General features: G+C 46.6%; 6 protein-coding genes. All 6 read right to left on the bottom strand.

Annotation, left to right across the window (positions count from 1 at the left end; genetic code table 11):
* Positions 1–46: 46 nt before the first annotated feature.
* Positions 47–12,313: an Ig-like domain-containing protein gene (locus J7I42_RS22960; RefSeq protein WP_209141217.1), complete on the bottom strand. Its 12,267-nt coding sequence runs from the start codon at positions 12,311–12,313 to the stop codon at positions 47–49.
* Positions 12,314–12,568: 255 nt separating this feature from the next.
* Positions 12,569–13,894 (bottom strand): DUF4302 domain-containing protein, encoded by a 1,326-nt coding sequence (locus tag J7I42_RS22955; RefSeq protein ID WP_209141216.1) that lies wholly within the window; start codon positions 13,892–13,894, stop codon positions 12,569–12,571.
* Positions 13,895–13,983: 89 nt separating this feature from the next.
* Positions 13,984–14,886, bottom strand: coding sequence for a zinc-binding metallopeptidase (locus tag J7I42_RS22950; RefSeq protein WP_209141215.1), 903 nt, complete (start codon positions 14,884–14,886; stop codon positions 13,984–13,986).
* 249 nt (positions 14,887–15,135) lie between these two features.
* Complete coding sequence (locus J7I42_RS22945) at positions 15,136–16,557, bottom strand: RagB/SusD family nutrient uptake outer membrane protein (RefSeq protein WP_209141214.1); 1,422 nt, start codon at positions 16,555–16,557, stop codon at positions 15,136–15,138.
* Between the two features lie 159 nt (positions 16,558–16,716).
* A complete protein-coding gene (locus J7I42_RS22940; RefSeq protein WP_209141213.1) occupies positions 16,717–20,349 on the bottom strand; it encodes a SusC/RagA family TonB-linked outer membrane protein in 3,633 nt (1,210 codons plus the stop codon).
* 516 nt (positions 20,350–20,865) lie between these two features.
* Entirely contained in the window at positions 20,866–22,011 is a 1,146-nt protein-coding gene (locus J7I42_RS22935) for a FecR domain-containing protein (protein ID WP_209141212.1), read from the bottom strand.
* Positions 22,012–22,016: the final 5 nt, after the last annotated feature.

Genomic DNA, 22,016 nt, shown 5'->3' with positions numbered 1-22,016 from the left:
GCCGTCTGCCGTCTGCCGTCTGCCGTCTACCGTCTGCCGTCTGCCTTTATCTAATTAAGTTGATCGCTCCTTTCTTATCCACCACCGTTCCGTCGGTCAACACCAGGCGACACACGTACATGTATACCCCTGTTGGCTGCACCTTGCCTTTGTACGTACCATCCCAGCCACGGCTTTGATCGCTTGATTCAAACAACTTCTCACCCCACTGATTGAACACGACCAGTTTCAATTCCCTGATCTTATATCCATACACTTTCAGCATATCATTCAATCCATCGCCATTGGGCGTAAAGCTGTTGGGGATGAACACGCCATCGGGCAATACCTGTTGTGATACGGGAACAGACTTCGCTTCCACGCAGGCACTCATCGCTTTTACAATGATGGTCACTGTTTGCAGTGGTTGTAAACCTGCTACGGTGTGGCTCAATCCGGTTGAACCTGAAGAAGGTGTAGACCAGTTGTTGCCACCATCCAGCGACACCTGGTAACCGGTAGCGCCTGGTACTGCAATCCACGTAAAGCGAACCAGGTTAGCCCCTATTGAATCAACTTTGACCTCTGGTGCCGGAATGGAGCTTTGTACGGTCACTGACACTTTTGTTCTTTCCGAACTACAACCTGTTGTGGAGGTTTCCTGTACATAATAATCGGTCTCGGTTGTTACATGGCTAATTTTTAAGGAAGTACCTGTTCCTGCCACTGTTCCACCTGTTTCTGAGGTATACCAGGTGTAGGTAGCGCCCGCATTGGGATTTTCCACTGAAAGCGTGGTATCGCCGCCGGTACATACAGTAACCGGCTTAACTGTCAATACTGGTATCGGTTTCACCACTATTTGTTTGGTAGTATCGCCAATACAGCCATCGGCAGTGATCGATTGCAGTTCTTCGGTATAAGTGCCTGGCGTTTTATAGGTGTAAGTAACTTTTTGTCCGTTTGCGCGCGTACCATCATGGAAGGCCCATTTCCACTGGTTCACTGCAATACCATTTTGCGCATTGTTCTCTCCTGTAAACTCAGCTACATCTTTCACACAACCAGAGAAGTTAATGGCAAAGTCAGCTTTGGGCGCTGGCACCACCTGCACATAGATCAGGTCGCGGCCTGTGTGGTCACAGCTTTCAATATCAGGGTGATCGTAGATAATTTCTACGGAGTATACACCTGGGTTGGTAAAAGTATAATCCTGGTTCAGCGGGAATAGATAGTTCATCTTTCCATTTAACAATACGCTGTCGCTTGGCACCGGTGCATTTACGGTCACATCGGCATTCGGAGTTAAGCCAGGTACACGGCTTAGCTTCCAGGTAAGCGCATTGGGGATGAATGGCAGGTAACCAGTGAACCGGAATGGTGTGCCTGAACAGGTATAGTCTGCTTTAGCGCCATTGTTCAACGTATTGGAGATGGTGCCCAATCCCTGTAATGTTTTCACCATAGTGCCCACATTGTAACCATAGCTTTCCACGCTACCCAATCCATATACAAGCCCCAGGTAATTTGAATCGCTTTCTATAGAGCTTTGACCTGCCCCGGCCGGCCATTTTTTGACACACACCGTATAACCAGGCTGCGAATGTGCATAACTGTATTTATCAGCAGCAGGGATGGCAGCCCAGCCTACTCCATCAATTTTCAGCGACGCCATACCCGCATCGGGAATAATGAGCGTTAAATAGTTGATATCAATAGCGTCGCGGTTATTGCGATAGAAGCCGGAGAAACCATTGATAGCCTGTTCCGCCGGGCTCAGGATATTACTTTCCGGATCACCATCACCACTGGTATTTGGACAGCTGCCTGAGGACGACATATACTGTACCATGGTAACCGGTTTATCTGCTGTAATAATATCTGCTGTAGTACTTTCATATTGATAATAGCGGTTATCGATCAAAGTGTTAAAGGCAAATTGAATATTGTTTCGTTTCACTACAGTTGTAGGATCTTTTACCAGGATGCGGTAAATATTTGTCATCAGGGTGCTGATGCTGCCACTGGTTGAGGTGGGTGCAGTCAGGTATCTTTTACCCCAGGCTGAGTACGGGAAGGTCTGTTGCAGGAACAGGTCGCCCGATGAGCCTATACTGGCGCTACAACCTAAAGAAGTACGTGAACTTCCGGTGAACACGCCAATGGGATGACATTCGTTGTTGGCATTTGGAATAGATTTTATTATAGAACCGGTAAGGTCATAGCCCTCACTGCCGCTGATCATAGCACCCAGCACCTGGTATACATCACCAGCATTTAAGGTTATTCTGAAGGGAACATTGGCTGGTTTGCCACCCAGTGTGGGAACAGATGGGGTGATCTCTACTATGGTATTATCCTTATCGGCCACCACCATTATTGTTGTATAGGCGCCGGTGTTGCTGTAATTCTGCCGGTTGTTCAGCGAGTAATATTCATATCCCCATACCCCAACCGGGAACAACATGGTAGCGCCCGAGTTGGTACTGGCAAAAATATGTGCGTAGGCGGTAATGGGCACATCGCTCACGATACTGATGCCGCGGTGGTATAAACCTTCATCCATCAGCCGGGCATCATCCAAACCGGTTTTCGGTAAAAAGTCAGAGGCTTTGGTTGTGTATGGCGGTATCACATAATTCCGTACCCAGCTGGTACCATTGATGCGTACCTGTACATTGGCCGGTTGATCGGTGGTGCTCATATACAATACCATTTCCTGTGTATTGGAACCGGGATTAAAATCCCAACTCCGTTGGTAACCCACCCAGAAATGTTTACCACGGTTCGAACTGTCTTTTTCAGGCAGCACCGGTGGTGCATAAGGATTGATCAATCCGGTAAAGCGATCGATATAATTCACTGAAGTTTGCGTGATCTTTTTCTTCAACACATCAACACGACTGCTAAAGCCAACCACCCAGGCATTGGACACGGTTGTTTTTCCAAGCCCCAATTGGTTTTGATCAGGGATGGACCCCTGCCATGGATCGAGGTAGAACAACTCCATATTGTAATCATAATTACCACCACCGGGGATCTCCACTTTTGTATAGAAGAACATGGAATCAGGACGTGACACCAGCCCTGCCGGCACTACACCCGAGAATCGACGGGCTTCCAGCGTCGTTGGCGCAGTTGGCCCCCAGGTGATCTTCATCACCGTATCTGTACCATACATAAATGTCTGTAACTGGTTGGCCACCGGTGTTGCGGGTGTTGCAGTCAACAGGGTTGGCTGCGCTATTGGGAAGAACTCCCAGGCACCCAGATCAGGAACGCCTTGCGTAAGTGTTACCGGACGGATAGAATCGTTTATATCGCGATCGTTGCCGGCTATTTGCACCCCACGGCCATGCATGGCCCACACATCAGGGCTAGTAAGGTCGGGATGCAGGTCGTTATCACTTACAAAGGCCGGTGTATATACAAGGGAATATTTATCCCAGTAAGATGCATTCTTCCAATCGGCCAGGGTAGCAAATAAACCTGCCGGGGTTGCTCTTTGTACAAGGGTGGGCCCGGTGGTATACAGCATATTGTAATCACTGGTAAGGGATTGACTGCTGTTGTTCACATACAGGGCTACGCCACCACCTTTTGCTGAGAAAATATTATTACGTAATTGAACCGCATTCGCCGTTGTATTCAGCAGGTACATGGCGTGGTTGTTGGTGGTAGTAGCCGATGTACTGTTAATGCTGTTATTGAAATAATCAGCCACACTGAAATTGTTATGGTACATCCCATACGAAGCCGCACCGGTTGTTTGTAGCGCTACTACGTTGTTCCTGACCAGAACACCTGGCGATGTGCTCAGATAGATCCCATACAACGTACCGGTGTTATTATTAACTGCCGTCACTATATTATTGGCCAGTTTGCCACGAGCAGTGAGTGAACTGTCGCTATTCAACAATGCCACGCCATATACTATGGTAGCAGTATTACTTATGTTAACATGGTTACCGGTTATATTGTACGACGAATCGCAATCTGTTGCAAAAATGCCATAGGCCGTTGCACTAACCGGGCCATTTACAGTCACCGTATTTTTATTGAGCTGAAGTCTTTTGATATTAGCGGTATAGATCCCATTCTGCCAGGCGTTGTTCACGGTATTGCTATCGATCACATGATCGGGCGTTAAGTTGGCGCCAGTGCCTGTACCTGTAAAGTAGATCCCTGAAGCGCCATTATTGACGGTGTTGCCTTTGATCACATTATTGGTACCTTTTAACTGGCTGGCATAAATACCCGCAATAGCGTTGGTAGCCACCGTAGTGACCGGCGCAGTAATGATACAGTTTACAATGCTGTCGAACGAAGCGGTATTGGCCAGTTCTACCACGCGGCCAAACGAGGTATTGGTGCCGCTGATGGTCAGGTCCTTAAAGATGAAATAACGGGTACTGTCCAGCTTCAAGGTATAATTAGCAGCGGTGGTAGCATCAAAAGTCAGGTTCACGGAGCTGGCCACGCCAGACTCACTCTCAAAGGTTACTGTATTCACCGATGAGGTATTGGGTATATAAGGAATTCTTATCTGTTCGTTATAGGTACCGGCCTTTACATCGAATACAATTGGTCCGCTGATCCCACACAACAAGGCATCCACCGCACTTTGGAAGGAAGTGAAGTTGGGTAAGGCCGTTCCCCCTGCAGGATCGATGGTATACCGGCCCGTCAGCAGAATATTATTCAGGGTTATCTGTATCGGCGTTGTATACACGGTGTTTCCGGTACAGGTTACAGCGGCACGATACCAGGTGCTCAAACCTGCCTTGGTGTTGAATTGCGGGAAGTATTGGACCGGACTGATGTTGGTCCAGTTGTTTTGCCCGTCGGGTGACGATTGCCATTGGAAGGTAATGGCCCCCAGCGGTGAATGACCGGTTACGTTCAGGGCTATTGGCATTTCCAGACACAAGCCTGATGAAGGCGTGGCAATGGCGGTACCTGCCACTGGCGGGTTGGCACATGGCAATGGAGCAAACTCATACGCGCCCAGGTCCGGTGTAGTGGTTGAACGCACCACATTCAAAATATCCGTTGTGATGCCAACCGGTGTACCCTTATTATCGAGGGCGGCCAGCAGCGGCATATAATTACCGGTATTAATATCGGTATACAGCGGATTCAGACTATACGAACTGGCATCCTTGGTGGTGGCGGTTTGCCAATCGGCCAGTGTAGTACGATTGGCGGTGTAAAAACCTACATGTGCATTCGTAGCATTTACATACAGATCGTTGTTGTTAGACAATACTTCACTGGTGGTGGAATTGAGATATATGGCGTGTTTGGCGCCGGTGCCACCCCTGGTGATGGTAACAATATTATCCACGAACTGAATGCCGGTTGCAGTAGTGGTATGATAGAACCCTACGCTTACGCCCGTTGCCGTACTGATCGTATTGTCAATGGCAATAGTATTGTGATAGTATCGGATGTTCGATGATCCGGTATTGTACAATGCATAAACAGGCCCGTTGCCATCGAGGTCATAGAACAGGTTATTGCTCACCGTATCTTCCGGCGTAGCCGAGACACTATTATGGTATACGCCGTAGAAGGTTGCCGTATTGGCGCTGATCCCGCCAAAGAAGTGGGTGAACCTGTTTTTGGAAATACTCAACCGGTTACTGGCAGCGGTAGTTACATAAATACCATACACGCTGGTAGCCGTATTGGTACGGGTGGCTCTGGTAAAGGTGTTACCAGCCACCGTAGTAAAATTGGTACCGGCTATATACAATCCATAGTTATAGAAATCCTGTATAGTGTTATTGGTAAAGGTGTTGTTGTTGAGAAAACCTGCAGCTGCGGTATTACCTACGAGGGTTATACCATAATAACCACCGGTAACAGTATTGCTGTCGAACGTATTGGCATCGCACAGCGTATTACCGGTTGTAATACTACCCGCATCACTTGAGTTGATAACGATACCGGCATAATTGGCACTGGTTGATGAAAGAGCCGTATTAATGGTACACTTACGGAATGTATTGGAGTCGGCATTGTTGATCAATTGCACCCCATACCCATAAGTGCCCCCGCCGGCTTCTATTACCAGGCTGTCGAATATAATATGGTCGGCGCCATTCAGTTTTATCACCGCACGTTGATTGTTGCTGGTTGCATTAAAGCTGAGGGTATTGCCATTTCCATTAAAGGTGATGGTGTTCACGGCTGATGTACCGGGAATACTATCCAGCACCAATTGTTCATTATAAGGCCCTGAATTCAGTTCTACATTAAATACAATAGCACCGCCAATACCACAACCCATGGCTGCTTTTGCATCGGCAAAACTCAGGAAGTTACCACCGGGTTTACCTGGAATGTAAGTGCTTTGTCCGTTTTTATTAATGGTATACGTACCATTGGGCAATACCGGGTTCACCACCAACTTCGCCGTGTCGGTATATACGGTATTGACACCACAGGAAATTTGTACGCGGTAAAAGCTGGTCGTATCGGCAATAATTGTGGTATCTGGGGTAAGCATCGGCAGCCCTACATTGACCCATGGCCCCGATATTGTTTTAGCCTGTTGCCACTGGAAGGTTTGGCCGGAGCCGAATGCACCTATATTCACATGGAGGTACACAGGGTTATACTGGCAAATAGTATCCGGCGACAGATCTACTTTTCCATTTACCAATGGAATGGTACAAGGAGATGGTGTGAATTCATACGCACCAATATCGGGTGTAGTAGTACTACGGGATTGGTCCTTTATATCGTCTGTAACATTAATACCGGTTCCTTTATTATCGATACCGGCATTACCAGGCGTAAAGTCGCCATTAGCCGGATCAACAAAAGCCGGTGTTATAGATAGTGAATTTGCATCCAGGCTTGTAGCAGTACGCCAGTTATTCAACTGCGCCCGGCTTGCAGTATAAAATCCTACCGCATTAGTACCCGCTGCCGCATTGAGATAATAGTTGTTGTTATCAGCGCCGGCAGGCAGGTTCGATGCCAGGTAAATGCAATACTTGATACCGGTGCCGCCGCGAGTGATGGAAATATTATTATTATAGAAGAATATGCCACCGGCAGTTCCGGTTTGATAAAAACCTCTGGTTGCTGCAGTAGCGGTTGAAGTGATATTGTCCAGTGAAATGGTATTATGGAAATACCAGGTATTACCTGATGCCGTATTGAAAATGGCATACACCAGTCCATTGCCATTAATCTCATAGATCAGGTTATTGCTTACAATGTTCTCATTATTCGTTCCACCGGTTGAACCACTGGAATTATTACAATTGATTCCATAGAAAGCGGCAGTACTATTGGGTGCACCGCCAAATGGATTAAAGATGCGGTTCTTGCTTATGGCACAACCTGCATTCTTTTCTGTTGTAAAATAAATGCCATAGAAATCGGTAACCCCGGTACGTGTTGGCCGGCTGATGCTGTTCTTTTCAATAAGGGTGGCATAGCTACCGGCCACATAAATACCATAGGAGTAAAAATCTTTTATAATATTCTTCGTGATCCTGTTATTACCATTTGCGCCGTTGTTAAAGCTGGCCACCAGCGTTATGCCATAATAGCCGCCGGTAATGGTATTACCGGTAAATTCGTTAAAGTCGCTTAAGACATTACCGGTTGCAACAGGGCCTGCATCGGCACCATTTACCACAATACCGGCAAAGTTCTGGGTAGTTGAAGTGGTCGACAGGTTGATGGTACAGTTCCGCACAATATTCGAATCGGTATTGCTCATCAGTTGTACGCCGTATCCATAAGTACCCAGACTGGCATTTATGATCAGGCTGTCCAGGATGATGTACCGGGTACCTTTCAGTTTTATTACCGCCCGTTCGTTGGTATTGGTGGAAGCAAAACCAATTACACCATTGCCAACGCCTTTAAAGGTCACGGTATTAACAGGCGAAGCGCCCGGTATGGCCGTCATGCTTAACTGTTCATTGTAGGTACCTGTACCGGTTTCTACATTAAACGTTACCGGCCCGTCGATACCACATTTGATAAAATTATAGGCGTCGTTGAAATTATTAAAGTTGTTGATATTGTTTGTTGGTAGTGTATTATTGATAGTAAAGAGGCCATGAACCGGTGTAGGCGAGATCACTTTCACCGGAAGTGAGTTGGCAGCTGTGCTACTAAATGTACAAGTAGTTACCAGGCGATACCAGTGTGTGCCCACCTGTGATTTGGTCAGTGAAATAGCAGTAGCGCCAGTGATATCAGTCCAGACCAGGCTGTCTGTCGACTGCTGCCACTGATAAGTTATCCCATTACCTGTACTGATGCCCGTTACATTCAACGTAAATGGTTCCACACAAACGGTAGTGGTGGAAGAAGTGGCAGTACCGGTATTAGGCGTCCCCGAACAATCGGGCCAATCGGCCACCAGTATATCATCCACTCCAATATCGGTAACCCCGAAATCGGAAGTAGCCTGAAAACGGATGACAGTAGTTGCTGAAGTAGTGTTAAAGAAGATCAGTTTTTGCGACCATGCACTGCGGGAGCCAATACTATCCAGACGGGTAAAGCTGGCGCCCCCATTGGTTGACAACAAAATCACCAGGCTGTCGCTGCCACTGGTATTGATATAACTAAAAGTTAATCGCTTATTGGGCGCACCCGTGCTCGCATTGATATGCAGATCGAAATTACCCTTCGATCCACTAGAGGAATTATAGGTGTGGAAGCGGGCTGAATAAACACCCTGCGCCGCTGCCGGTGTATAGGCTCCATTAGTAGAGGTCCAGCCGGCTGCAGCGCCATCATCAGATCTGCGCCACGATGGATTACCGGTTGCCGGGTCGTTGCTCCAGAAATCATTCGGCACATCACGGGTATCGCAACCATTAGTCCAGGTATTTTCAAAACTTTCGGAATATGGCAAGCCCGTATACAACGGCGCCCGCATAGGCACAAACACCGGAACAGAAGAAGCCGTTTGACCACCATTGGTGCAGGTAATAAATATCCGGTACCAGGTGGCTGCGATTTCGGAAGTAGTAAGCGTTTCACCGGTAGCGTTGGAAATGTTCGTCCACGCCACATTATCAGGTGATGACTGCCACTGGTAGGTCAGGCCATTTTGTAATGGCAGTCCGTTTACACTAAGCGTAAATGGCGAACCCGGGCATACCATCGTATTGCTGGATACAGTTGTACCTGGCACGGGTGTTCCCGCGCAATTTTCCAGGTTGTACATCGACAGGTTATCTATGCCGATATCCGTAGCACCAAAATCACTGGTAGCACGGAAGCGGATCACCGTTGTAGCCGAATTGGAAGTAAAGTTGAGTTCTTTCCTATTCCAACTGGTATTCAGTGCATAGCCGCCCAAATGAGTAAAGGTGGCTCCCCCATCGGTGCTCAGTAAAACTTCCAGGGTATCGCCACCAGAGGTATTTATATAATCGAACCGTAACCGTTTGGTAGGGACCCCGGTATTACAGTTTACATAAAAATCAAGCGCGCCCATGGAACCGCTGGTAGCAAAGAAACTGTGGAAGCGTGCCGAAAAGCTACCATGGGAAGCTGCCGGCGTATAGGCGCCACTGGCAGGCGAGGTCCACGCGCCTGCTGCACCATCATCATACCGGCGCCAGGAGTTATTGCCTGTGCCCGGTTTGCTTCGCCAGAAGTTATTGGGAATATCGCGTGTGTCGCAACCATTTATCCAGGCTGCTTCAAAACTTTCAGTGAATGGCAGCGTAGCATAAGAAACAGCAGCCGTATTCACCTGCAATGGATTCGAGATTACCGTTAACGTACCGCACGTAACCGATACACGATACCAGGTACTGGCGGTTTGCATTGTGCTGTATGTGGCACTTACGGCCCCTGGTATGTTTGTCCAGGTGACATTATCGGGTGATGACTGCCACTGATAGGTTTGTCCGGCCCCGGCGGTACCACCGGTTAGGCTTAAGGAGAAATTCACGCCGGCACAGATCGGATTGGCGGTACTGATCACAGCACCAGGTACCGGCGGCGTTGTACAGGCAGCCGATGTAAATTCAAAAGCACCAATATCAGGTGTGCTGCTGCTACGCGCTGCACTCAGCATATCACTGGTCACTCCTACCGCAGCACCCATATTATCGAGAAACACATTTGCGGGCCGGTAATTACCAGCACCGGCATTTACAAACTGCGGATCGAGCGATACACTACTGAGATCAAAACCTGTTCCCTGCCAGCCGGCCATGGTTGCCCAGGCTACATTGTAGTAGCCATAATTATTGGTCCCTCCCGGGGCATTCAGGTACAGGTCATTGTTAGCAGCAGAGGTTACCCCGGCGGTGGAGAAGTACATACAATACTTGGTGCCCGTGCCACCGCGGGTGATATAGATCAAATTGTTTTTTACGAATACACTGACCCCGTATACATAACAGCCATAAGCTGTACCTGCCGTGGCAGCTGCATCATCCAGCACAACGGTATTATGATAAATATTCCAGTTGTTATAACCGGGTGAATAAATGCCATAGATAGTACCGGTGCCATTGTTGATATTGTACACCAGGTTATTCTCAGCCCGGTTTGGTTGTGTGGGGGAGGTGCCGGAGCCGGCTAAATAAATACAATAGGCGGTAGAACCGGTACCCGTGGCACCATCGAATAAATTGTGCACCCGGTTCTTTTCTATCAGCGTATTGATGGTGGTTGTAGCAAATATTCCGTAGGTACTGGTAACTGATGTCCGGGACGGGCTGGAAAGATCATTCCCGGTTATAGTGAGGTTAGTATTTCCATACACGTACATAAAATAATTGTACGCTTCCAGGATCTTATTTTTCTCAATAATATTCCCGGTATTGTAAGGATTGGTATTTCCATAAACATAAATGCCATAGTAACCCCCATTGATCGTATTGCCACTGATCAGATTCCCATTACCATTGTTACCCGAAACAGCCGTACTGGTTGCCGATCCGTTTATAAGGATCCCTGCATAGTTGGTACTCGTAGAAGTATTGTTGGTAGTGATCGTACATCTTCGAATGACATTGCTGTCTGCCTTATTCATCAACACCATGCCCCAACCATAAGTACCGGCCGATACATCAACATTCAGACTATCAAAAATTACATGTTTGGCCCCATTGAGAATGATCCCCGTGCGGTTATTGACGTCAGACGTATTCCAGGCCAGCGTGGTTCCATTTCCGTTAAAGGTGATGGTATTGATAGCGGAAGCACCGCCGATATTGGGAATGGTAACCTGTTCAGCATACGGCCCACTATTGGGTACCACATTAAAAGTGATCGGACCGCTAATACCACACTTCATAAAATTCACTGCATCGTTGAACGACTGAAAGTTGGTACTGCCTGTTGGTTGTGCACTATTAATAGTATACATGCCCTGCACCAATGCAGGTGAAATAACCTGTACGGTGGTGGAAGTATCCATTAACCCGCCATTGGTACAGGTAATAACAGCCCGGTACCAATGCGTACCACTTTGACTGGTGGTGAGCGTCGACAACGTAGCCCCGACAATATCAGTCCAGGTAGTGTTATTGACAGATGATTGCCATTTATAAGTAATGCCCGAAGCAACCGTTTGGCCGCTCAGGCTTAGTGTAAAGTTTTGCGCCAGACATACATTTGTTAAGGTGCTGGCAATTATACCGGCGTTTGGTTTGCCCGTACATCCAGAAGCCGGCGTCCAGGCAAAAACAATATCGGGCCGCGTGGTTGGATCTCCCGCATTGTTGGTATTCACCGTGCCACATAAATTGCCCTGGTTATCTGAAATATAAGTATGCGACCCATTGAACGACAACCCGGTTGTAAAAGCGATTGCAGGATTCTCGGTATACCACACCCCAGACGTATTGCCGGGTTCTCCATTACAGATCTCGATCAGGATATTATCAGTCCCATTCCAGAAAAAAGGCGTTGGCAAACTAAGTACATTGGTGCCTAATACAGCCTGGTAATCTGCCTGTGCTGTTTCAACAGGCGTTCCGGTAAAATCGTCCCAGCTGCCAGTTGATAAAGTAGCTACCGTAGTACCGCCGATCTTTATCACCATTTTTTCGCTTAGTCCCGCCCCATTCAGGTCAAGCACATTGAACTTGATGGAGCTTATGGTACCAGGTCCCATCCCTGCTGCCGTGAGTTCGGATGCCTGGTACAAATATTGGGCACGCCCCCCTTCAAACCAGTCCTGGATGGGACAGGGATAACTGTCACTCTCATTACCGGTTGTACCGTTCCCGATAGTAATATCGGTTTGGGCTTTTGATTGAAAAGCTATGAATAGCAGAAAAAACAAACAGCCTTTGACTAATTTAAATAGGTAGCCTTTTCTCATGGAGCAGTATTTTAGAGTTCTTTATAGTTCAGAGTTCAGAGTTCCGAGTTCCGCGAATTACATGTAGCCTTCGGCTTACATATTTTCATAGGGCCGAATTCAACCGGGTTTCAAATAGGACATACAATTTCTTTATGGCTTGATTTCCTTATCACCTTATCAAACCCGCAAGGCGGGGCAGGCTCTGTCTTCCTGGTCAACTGGTCAACTTCCTTTCCTTATCAACCTATCACCCCTGTCACCCCTATCAACCTCCTATTGGTGCACCCAGGTAACCCACGTTTTAGCATCCTTCGCACTCACCATGTCATAACTGCTCTCACCGGTTTGAACAAACCAATATCCATTGCTATTGTAGAATTGATCTTTTGTTTTAAAAGCAGGACCGGAAGTTGGGTAAGGGCCTACAGTGAGATCGCCCAATAAACTGAACGTAACCCGGCCATCTGTTTGAAAAGTTGGTTTGGGCGCCGTACCATATATAAAGTCAATATCATCGATGCGGGGGATGTAGTAAAACGGGATCAGCGCATCAAAGGATGCTCCGGTTTGGGGTTTTACACCAGGCCAGTAAGTAAGATAATAATACTGCGAGCTGTCGGTCTTTAATGACTTCAAATTAAACGCATCCTCTACCCCATCTACATGAAATCCATTCCACGAATACCAGTAACTCTGCGCATCAGCGCCCCATTGCCACCAGCGCCGGGCGGCCTGCACATCGGGAGACACAGGCCTGATAGCCCCGGCTATAGTGGCATCTGAATTATTTATGCGTACCTGAATTGAATTCGTTGTTGTATTGAAACCAATGATGGTAAAACCATTAATAGTGGTGTTTCCATTCACCACCGGAATAGTAAACACTATACCTGTTGTTGAAATAAAATAGGGTGTGATAACCTGATGCACCGTTCCGGCTGCATCTTTCCAGGTGATGATCGCTACTTTATAAATGTTATTGATCTGTATTTCATATTCAGTACCGTTATACGTAAGCCGCTTGAAGTAGTTCAGGATCTTACCCAGGCTGCTTAATCCAACCATATTATCACGCACCTGTTTGTTTTCCCAGGCGGCCCGGTCCTGTGCTGAAGCTTTTCGTAAAATGGCGGTACTGCCATTAAAGCGGCCAGTGAGTTTGACACTGTCTGTGGTCAGGGTATCGATAGAGAATTCAAAGTCCGACAACAGACCACCACCATAAAAGCCACCGTTCACCCGGGCATCGGGATCAGCCAGTAAATGAACATAGCTATAGGTATCGAACAACAAACAGGGCTGTTGCAGTGATTTTAATCGGTAACTGCTTTCCTTCAATACACTGGCAGTGGTGGTATCAAAATCGCAGTACATAAACACGCGATTATTTTCATTGAAGCGGAAGTAAAAACTATAGGTATTGCCCAATTTGGTGATCAGGGTGGCCATCCAGCCATTGGCCGCCCCCGTGATCACCGTTTGATAACTACCCAGCTGTTCGTTAATGCGATCGTTTGCGTCTTTGTCAAAAGCCTCTTTATCTTTATGACAGGCTATTGCAGTTATTAGTATAATCAGATATAGTATATTCCTTTTCATAATTGGTTATTTAGTTATTAGGTTATTAAGTTTTTGAGTTCATTCAAACTCACTAACTCAATAACTTATAAACTCACAAACTTCTCCTCTCATTTGATCAATGCCTCTACTGACGATCGAACTCTTGTTTGCAATGAATAGAAATCAATTCCCCATACGTCTTTATAATACGCCACTACCATCGCTTCTTTTTTGCGGAGTTTGGCAACGGCGTCAGCCTGATTGATACCGTTGATGCTGGTGCCGGCAGGAATGGAGCTTACGATCTTATCGAACCCAGCCCGCCCTTCTATCAACATCATGGCAATCATTTCAACAAAATCTTCATCGGGGGCCGACATGGCATAAGCAGTAACAAAACCATCCCGCCGGGCAGCATTGTCAGACACATTGTTCCAATTGGCAGTGTAGAACCCTGGCGTGATCCGTTTAAAATCTTCAGGGTACAACACATTCTGATGCAGGATATGACCAAACTCATGTTCTATGGTGTGAAACATTTGCTTAATAGTAGCGGAGTCGGATGGAGTATAACCGGCCATTGCTTTTGTTCTGAAATCGTTCAGCACATACAAAACGATCTTTCTTCCGCCTTCAGCAGTGCCCAGGGTAATTGTGCCATCGGTATTCCAACTGGCGCTGCCACACAATACAAAAAACTTGGGGCAGTAGGTTTTTAAGAAGACATCACCAGCTTCGGCTATATAGGTATCGATCCAGACTTTCTTCACTGCCTCCATTACAGGCACGATCTTTTCTTCACGCGGAGGCACCAGGTTTTTGTTCAGCTCCAGTTCAAACTGGTCCCACTTATACTTTACTGATATATTGAAGGGCCTGGTCAGATTATCATAGATCCAATTATCAACCGGACCTTTCACCCAGGTATCGCCACCCAATCCGGGAATATCGTCGACCGTACCCAGGTTTTCAGATTTGTTGCATCCAATTGATAAGAGGATTACATACAGATATGTTACAATTCGTTTCATTATAGGATCAAGTTATTAGTTCAGAGTTCCAGGTTTCAGAGTTCCGAGTTCCGAGTTTCGAGTTCTTTGTTCTTTGTTCTGCGTTGCCGCGCAAAAGCGTATTGCATGAGGCGTAAGCCGAATACCCGCCGTATTTATTTTGCCGTCTGCCGTTTGCTCTCGGCTGAGCCGAGACCGTCTGCCGTCTGCCGAAAGTGAGTCTCAGATGTCGCGAACTCACTCACAACTGACAACTCACAACTCACACGCTCATTTCCTGGGATTCTGCGCTATCCCCGCCTGCTTTGCCAGGTCCGGTATTTGAAAAATCCGCATCGGATCATCGGCAGCAAGTGTTAATACAGGCCCCTCGAAAGTGGGATGTACTACGGGTGTTTTATAGCGCAGCAGATCGAACCAGCGCATGCCTTCCTGCACAAACTCGGCGCGCTTAAAATCCAGCACTGCAGTCAGCGCACCCTGTTGTACATCACTGGTACGATAAAATGATTTGATCTTACTGGCAGTGACCGCATGTTGCGAAGCATTGTAATTATAGATGCGAGTGCCGGCGTAGGTATTCAGGTCGCTCAGCACATCATTGATATTATTCAGGTATACATTGGCCTCTGCCCGGTTAAACAACACTTCTTCTGCCGTGAAGAGTGGCACCATCACATATGCCCAACCGATCTCAGCATTTACAGATTCCCGTACAAAGTATTCGTTCACTTTGGGAAGAAAATAATTATTGGTCCCCAGCGTATATAACTGATACCGGAAAATGCGGGTACCACCGGTCACATTGGACGCCAGGAGTATTTCATTTGCTTTTGTAGCATCCAATCCGTAACGAACATTGATATAATTGCGGGCCCAAACCGATTGAGTTTCTACCAGCAACAGATTAGCTGGTTCCGTAGCTTTGGCATAACGTGCCCACAATTCATTATAGGTAAGTGTACGATACTCCGTATTCCAGGGACGCAACATGGCCACCACATTGTTATTGGGAAAAACCTTTGAAGCATGCTCCACCACTTTTGCATATTCCCGTTTAAACAAATAAAATCGGGAAGCAAAGGCATGGGCGGCTGCTTTTGTAAAGTGATAGCGGGGCACTCCGTATTTGTTGTCATCGATCAGCGGCAATCCTTCCGTGAGGTCTTTTTCAATCATGTCATATACGTACTGTACCGTCTTTCTTTCATATTTTTCAAAAACCACTTTTTCGGGTTTCAGTACATAGGGAATACCAGGATCGGTATTGGCAGTTGCCTTATCGTATGCTTTTGCGAAAAACGTTACCAGCATAAAGTGCGCATAGGCCCGGCATACGAGCGCTTCGCCTTTTTGCGCCGTATAATTTTCCGCATCTTTTGCCTTGCCACAGGATTCCAGCGCCTGGTTCGCAGCAGCAATTGCCTTGTAACAGGCGTTCCAATAAAACTCCGGAGAATCCTCCTCAATATTGGCCACGTCTTTAAAATTGAACGGATCTATATTGGTGCGTTCCAGCGTACCAATGCCTTTATCGGCCACATTATCCGAAATGGATTCACTAAAGGCCATGTAATTGGCTTGCGGATAGGCAGTACCCAATAACTGAGATACTTTTTCCGGAGAATTCAACACCGCGCGATTATCGGGAGGCTGTTCTAAAAATTTCTTACAACTAGTCCCTAGTAGCATTGTAAGAATCGTATATATTAATAGCTTTCTCATAATCAAGTTTGTTAGTTCTTTAGTTCGTAGGTTATTAAGTTCTTCTGTTAGTAGGTTCAAAACCCAATAACTCAATAACCCAATAACTCAATAACCCAATAACTCAATAACCCAATAACTCAATAACTATATTCCTACTTTAACCGACAACGTCACTTGCTTTTGTATCGGCTGTGCCACTCCACCCGAGTTAAAGAACTCAGGGTCCTGGCCTTTCAGTTTATCATCAGCATAGATCAACCAGGGATTGATAGCGGAGGCTGTCAACAACAGGTTATTTACGCCCGCTTTCTTTACCCAGGCTGGCTGTACCTGCCAGGTAAGCGATACGGTCTTTAACCGGATGAAATCTCCCTTTGCTACCCGCTGGTTTGAATAGTTATAATCGTTGTAAGGATAGGCCCCACCCAACTGCGCGAGATTAAAGGCATCGAGTATGGAAGGCACACTGGTGTATTGTTCATCCCCCGGTGCTATCCAGCGATCAGCAAATTCTTTTGGCATGGCATCAATATCAGAATAGCGGGCATGAAAGGCGGGGTACAGTCTGATATGGTTACCTGCCTGGTACGTGAGAAAAATATTCAGTGAAAATGTTTTATAGTGAAAGGTATTGGAGAGGCCACCGGTGATGGTAGGATCTACCGGCCCTTCATATACGAGGTTACTGATGTTATCATCCTGCAGGTAGATGTCTGAACTGGTTTTACCGTTTTGATCAATAAATATGGGTTTACCGGTTGTATGTTCCAGTCCTTTATATTTTAAAGAGAACAGGCTTCTCACCGGGTAATTCTGCCGGTTGCCACCTTCTGCTACAACCAGGTCAAAGATGCGTGGATTGTTCCTGGCATTGGTGATCTTCGTGGTGTTGTAGCCAAACGTGGCGTTCATTTTCCAACCCCAGTTTTTTTGTTTTATCACTTCGCCACCGATCAACAACTCCATCCCCTTCGATTCCATATCGGCATAGTTGGCCGCCTTGGGTGTTTCGCCCCCAATGCCTGATGTTTTAATAAGACTGATCAGATCAAAACTTCTGCGCTGGTATATATCGAGGCTCATAGTAAGCCGGCGTTTAAAGAAACCGGCATCCACTCCCAGGTTGGTGGTATACAATTTTTCCCAGGTAAGATCAGCGTTCTCGAGGTTAGCCAGATTGATCACAGACTCCACTTCACTCAAAAATGGGCGGCGGGTATTGATATTCTTTAGTACAATGGTTGAATTGGTAGCGGGCCCCATACTGGCTGTTAATCCGTAACTGGCGCGCAGGGTAAGGTAATCGGCCCAACGATTCTCCCGCATAAATGCTTCCTGTTCTACATTCCAGGACCCAGCCACGCTCCAGGTGGGCAGCCAGCGGGCTTTTTTCGATTGTCCCAATCTGTTGGACCCATCATAGCGGATGGTGCTGGTGAAATTATATTTCAGATCGTAGGAATAATTACCAGAGGCATACAGGGCCACAAAGCGATCGTAGTCGCGGCTCATGCCGTAATAAGGAAAATTATTTTCTATAGTTTGTTTGAGGATGCGGTAATCGACAAAGGCAGTTCCTCCGTTCTCATATTGATAGCCATAACCCGTATTGGAAAAACGCTGGCGGTCGGCATACTTTACCTGTTGACCGGCCAATACATTGATGGTATGTTTCTCCTTCACGACCTTTGACCAGGTAAGACTGTTGCGAAAATCGTAATTCTGCAACATGTCTTCCGTACGGTTATAAAAACCACCATAAGGCAATACCGCCACCGGTTGCGCCTCCGGATCATCGGGGTCCCGATACAGGAATTTATTATTTCGTCTGATGGTAGAAGTACCGTCTGCCCGGTAAGCTTCCGCCATATTTGCATGTTCGGTGATAATGTGCTCGCGGGAAGATTTCACATAGCGAATGGCGCCTACAAATTCATACTTCAGGTCTTTGAATATTTTGTACGAAACATCGCCCTGTAACCGGAGGTCGATGAGGTTCAGATCAAGGTAATTATTCTCCAGTTCGCTGATAATATTAAAAGGCGCAAAATTCCTTCTGAAATATTCTCGGTTGCCATGCTCATCAAATGGAGTAATGGTGCGACTGGTATTAAGCGCATAGCTGAACGGGTTGATATCAAAATCACGGTCAAATTTCCCTTCTACCGGATTGCTGTTACGCGCCAGGGCGCCAGGCGCTCTTTGCTGACGCACGGAGCCTACCGTTGCAAAACCCGCCGACAACCGGTCGTTGAACTTGTAGTTATTGCGATAGTTCAGTGTATACCGGTTTACTATATCAGCAATCGTCCAGCCATTATCACCATAATAACTGGTTGAAAAATACGACTGCGATCTATCTGTTCCGGAGGATACACTCAGGGAATGTTCCTGCACAAAATTGTTCCGGAACAGCACATCGAACCAATCGGTATTGGCCATCGCATAACGGGTTAAAAAAGCCCTGCGTGATTCAGTCGTATTTTCCAAAGGAAAGGTTCCATTAGTACCGTTCATCAGGTCGTATAGCTTACCATATACGCCATTGTCGGCCCCATCGAGTATATTTGGACTAAGTATCCCTTTTCGTTCCAGCTCGGCCAGCACCGACATTTGTTCGGCAGAATTCATGATGTTGAAATCATTATAGACCGGTTTAACCTGGGTGCTGAAATTACCGGTATAGTTAACCGATACCCGGCCTGCTTTTCCCTTCTTTGTAGTGATCACCACTACCCCATTCATAGCCCGGGCGCCATACAGGGCCGTTGCCGAAGCATCTTTTAAAATATCGAATGTTTCTATATCATTCGCATTTAGCCCAGCCACTGCCGATCCTAATAAAGTGGTTGGGTCACCGCTCGATAACTGGTCGTTGGAAATATTTACGATGTCTTCCAACACAACGCCATCAACAACCCACAATGGTTTATTATCGCCATTAATAGAAGTAGCCCCGCGTACCCTTATCTTGGGTGCGGTGCCAAAAGTGCCCGAAACGTTTTGAATGGAAACACCAGCGGCCCTGCCTTCCAGCATGCGGCTTACATCAGCTACCCCCTGCAGCTTGATCTCATCGGCCTTTAACCGGGCAGCCGCACCGGCAAATTTATTTTTGTCGATATTCTGAAAACCAGTTACGATCACTTCACTCAGCACGCGTTCTTCTTCATTAAACAGTTCAATCGGTAAAAATGATTGCCCTTTAAACACTATCACTTTGGGAGCTTTTCCAACGTACGAAAACCGGATGCTGTCACCCGGTTGCGCATTAATAATAAACTCGCCCTTTCCGTTGGTGAACACGCCCTTGTGGTCATCGAGGTTTTCCACTGACACATTCCCCAGTGGCGCATCCTCCTCTTTGCCGGTTACTTTTCCTTTTAATTTATAAGCGGGTAAAGTATCTGCTGTGGGACTCATTGCAGCGGGAGCTATGATGGCTTTATCTTTCTTTCTGTCGATTGCCCTGATGATGATGATGAAATTCTCGGCGATCTTATAACCCAGCGACCGGCCGCGTAACAGACTGCGCATTACATCATCTATTCCTGCTTCTACAAAGTTTACGTTTATTTTTTCTTTATCGTTAAAGAGGTCATTGCTATAAAAAACCACAAACCCGGTTTGCCTGCGTATTTCATTGAATACTTTGCTAAGCTCAGTACGCTTAGCCTGTAAGGTTATTTTAAATTCCTGAACAGGGTCGGCCAGTAGGGATAAGGGTAATGTTGATAGGATAACCAAAATGGTAATGGATAGCCAAAACAATTTCATTACCCGGATATTGTGGGAACAACGTCCGGAGGGTAATCTCATAATACAATTAGTTTTTGTGAACCGTTATACTATTTAGACAAGCAAACCTTTGATTCGGGTGACAACAGGTTAACTAATTTTTATTTTTTTATCGGTTCACGTCAGACAAACGTTTGCATAAACTGCTGAAAGTTATTAGCAACTATTACAGGTATATTTTACGGTTATGGGTAACCGGTCAATGGAGAAACACTGATGGGTTGACAGCCTGCCCCGTCGTGGGGAGGAAGAAGTTGATTGGGTTGATATTGGAAGCAGAGGGATGAATTAGGAAGTAGGAAGTAGATTTCCGCGTCGTGGCATTCACGCTTCACGTTTGACAGCCTGTCCCGACTTATAGGGATTTCACGACGAGTGAGGCTCGAATGTAGCGAACCCACTCACAACTGACAACTGACCACTGCCTATTGCGTGGCCCACCGAAGCCTTGGCAAAGGCGGGCCGTCTGCCGTCTGCCGTTTGCCGTTTGCCTATTTACTTACGCGAAATGATCACCTTATCCTTATTAATTTCATAACGAATATCCCCCGAAGAAGCGAGCATATTTAAGAAGTGACTAACAGGTTTATTGCGATCGATGGCACCGGTAAAGTGGAGACCGGCCAGTGTGGGATCTTTTAATTGTATATTTATATCGAGCATTCTTTCAGCCACAACCGAGATCTGGTGCAGTTTTTCATTTCTAAAAAAGTAAACTCCCTTCATCCAGCCCAACACAGTGGCTTCATCAAAGCTCTCTTTTCGCAGGGAACTGTTGCGATCGCTTGCCACTACCCCTTCACCAGGTAATAATATAATACTTTCGCCTTTGGCGTTCTCTACCAACACAGACCCTGTCACCAGCGAAATGTACGTAGCTTCTTTATTATATGACTTGATATTAAATTCCGTACCCAATGCTTTTACGGTCAACCCGTTCACCTGCACAGAAAATGGTTGACTGGCCTGGTGGGCCACTTTAAAAAAAGCTTCGCCGTTTAATTCTATGACGCGTTCAGGCCGCGTAAACAACAAAGGAAAACGCAGATCAGACAGGGCATTCATCCATACCTTACTGCCATCGGCTAACTGAAACGCATAATTTTTACCGGCCGGTACGGTAAGTGTATTCCAGGCGCCGGGATCTATATTGGCAGCACGCGCATTACGCAGCCAGCCGGCCAATGAATCCTGTGCAGTAGTATGCACAATATTGCCATTGGCCAGTTTTATTTGGATGGTTTTGGCCGCTGTTACCTGGTTACGATTATAATCTATAAACAGATACAGCGAGATAATAACAAGGCCAGCCACCGCAGCGGCAATGCTATAGCGCCACCAGTTCGACGTGTTACTCCGAATGGGAATGGCAACGGTATCGGTAACCGGTTCAGTAACCGGTTGGAGAATATTTACTTTTTGTTGTAAGGCCTGCCAGGCATCTTCAACATTAAATGATTGATCGAAACTCACAGCCTTGCGCATGGCATATACCTTTGCCATTTGTTGCCATAATTGTTCAACCTCCTGGTTTTGGGCGATCAGCTCTTCAAGCCTTAAGTCATCCTCCTCACCAATTTGGCCCGTCAGTTTATCTATTATGAGTTGCTCGACATCATTCATATCAATATAATTGTTCATGGCAA

It is taken from the genome of Niastella soli (assembly GCF_017742245.1).
Lineage (GTDB): Bacteria > Bacteroidota > Bacteroidia > Chitinophagales > Chitinophagaceae > Niastella > Niastella soli.
The sequence above is the reverse complement of the archived record's forward strand: the minus strand, read 5'-3'. Positions and strand labels throughout refer to the sequence as shown.

What these genes read in the sequence shown, in the direction of transcription:
- J7I42_RS22960 (WP_209141217.1), bottom strand. Translation starts at nt 12,313, where the DNA reads ATGAGAAAAGGCTACCTATTTAAATTAGTCAAAGGCTGTTTGTTTTTT.
- J7I42_RS22955 (WP_209141216.1), bottom strand. Translation starts at nt 13,894, where the DNA reads ATGAAAAGGAATATACTATATCTGATTATACTAATAACTGCAATAGCC.
- J7I42_RS22950 (WP_209141215.1), bottom strand. Translation starts at nt 14,886, where the DNA reads ATGAAACGAATTGTAACATATCTGTATGTAATCCTCTTATCAATTGGA.
- J7I42_RS22945 (WP_209141214.1), bottom strand. Translation starts at nt 16,557, where the DNA reads ATGCTACTAGGGACTAGTTGTAAGAAATTTTTAGAACAGCCTCCCGAT.
- J7I42_RS22940 (WP_209141213.1), bottom strand. Translation starts at nt 20,349, where the DNA reads ATGAAATTGTTTTGGCTATCCATTACCATTTTGGTTATCCTATCAACA.
- J7I42_RS22935 (WP_209141212.1), bottom strand. Translation starts at nt 22,011, where the DNA reads ATGAACAATTATATTGATATGAATGATGTCGAGCAACTCATAATAGAT.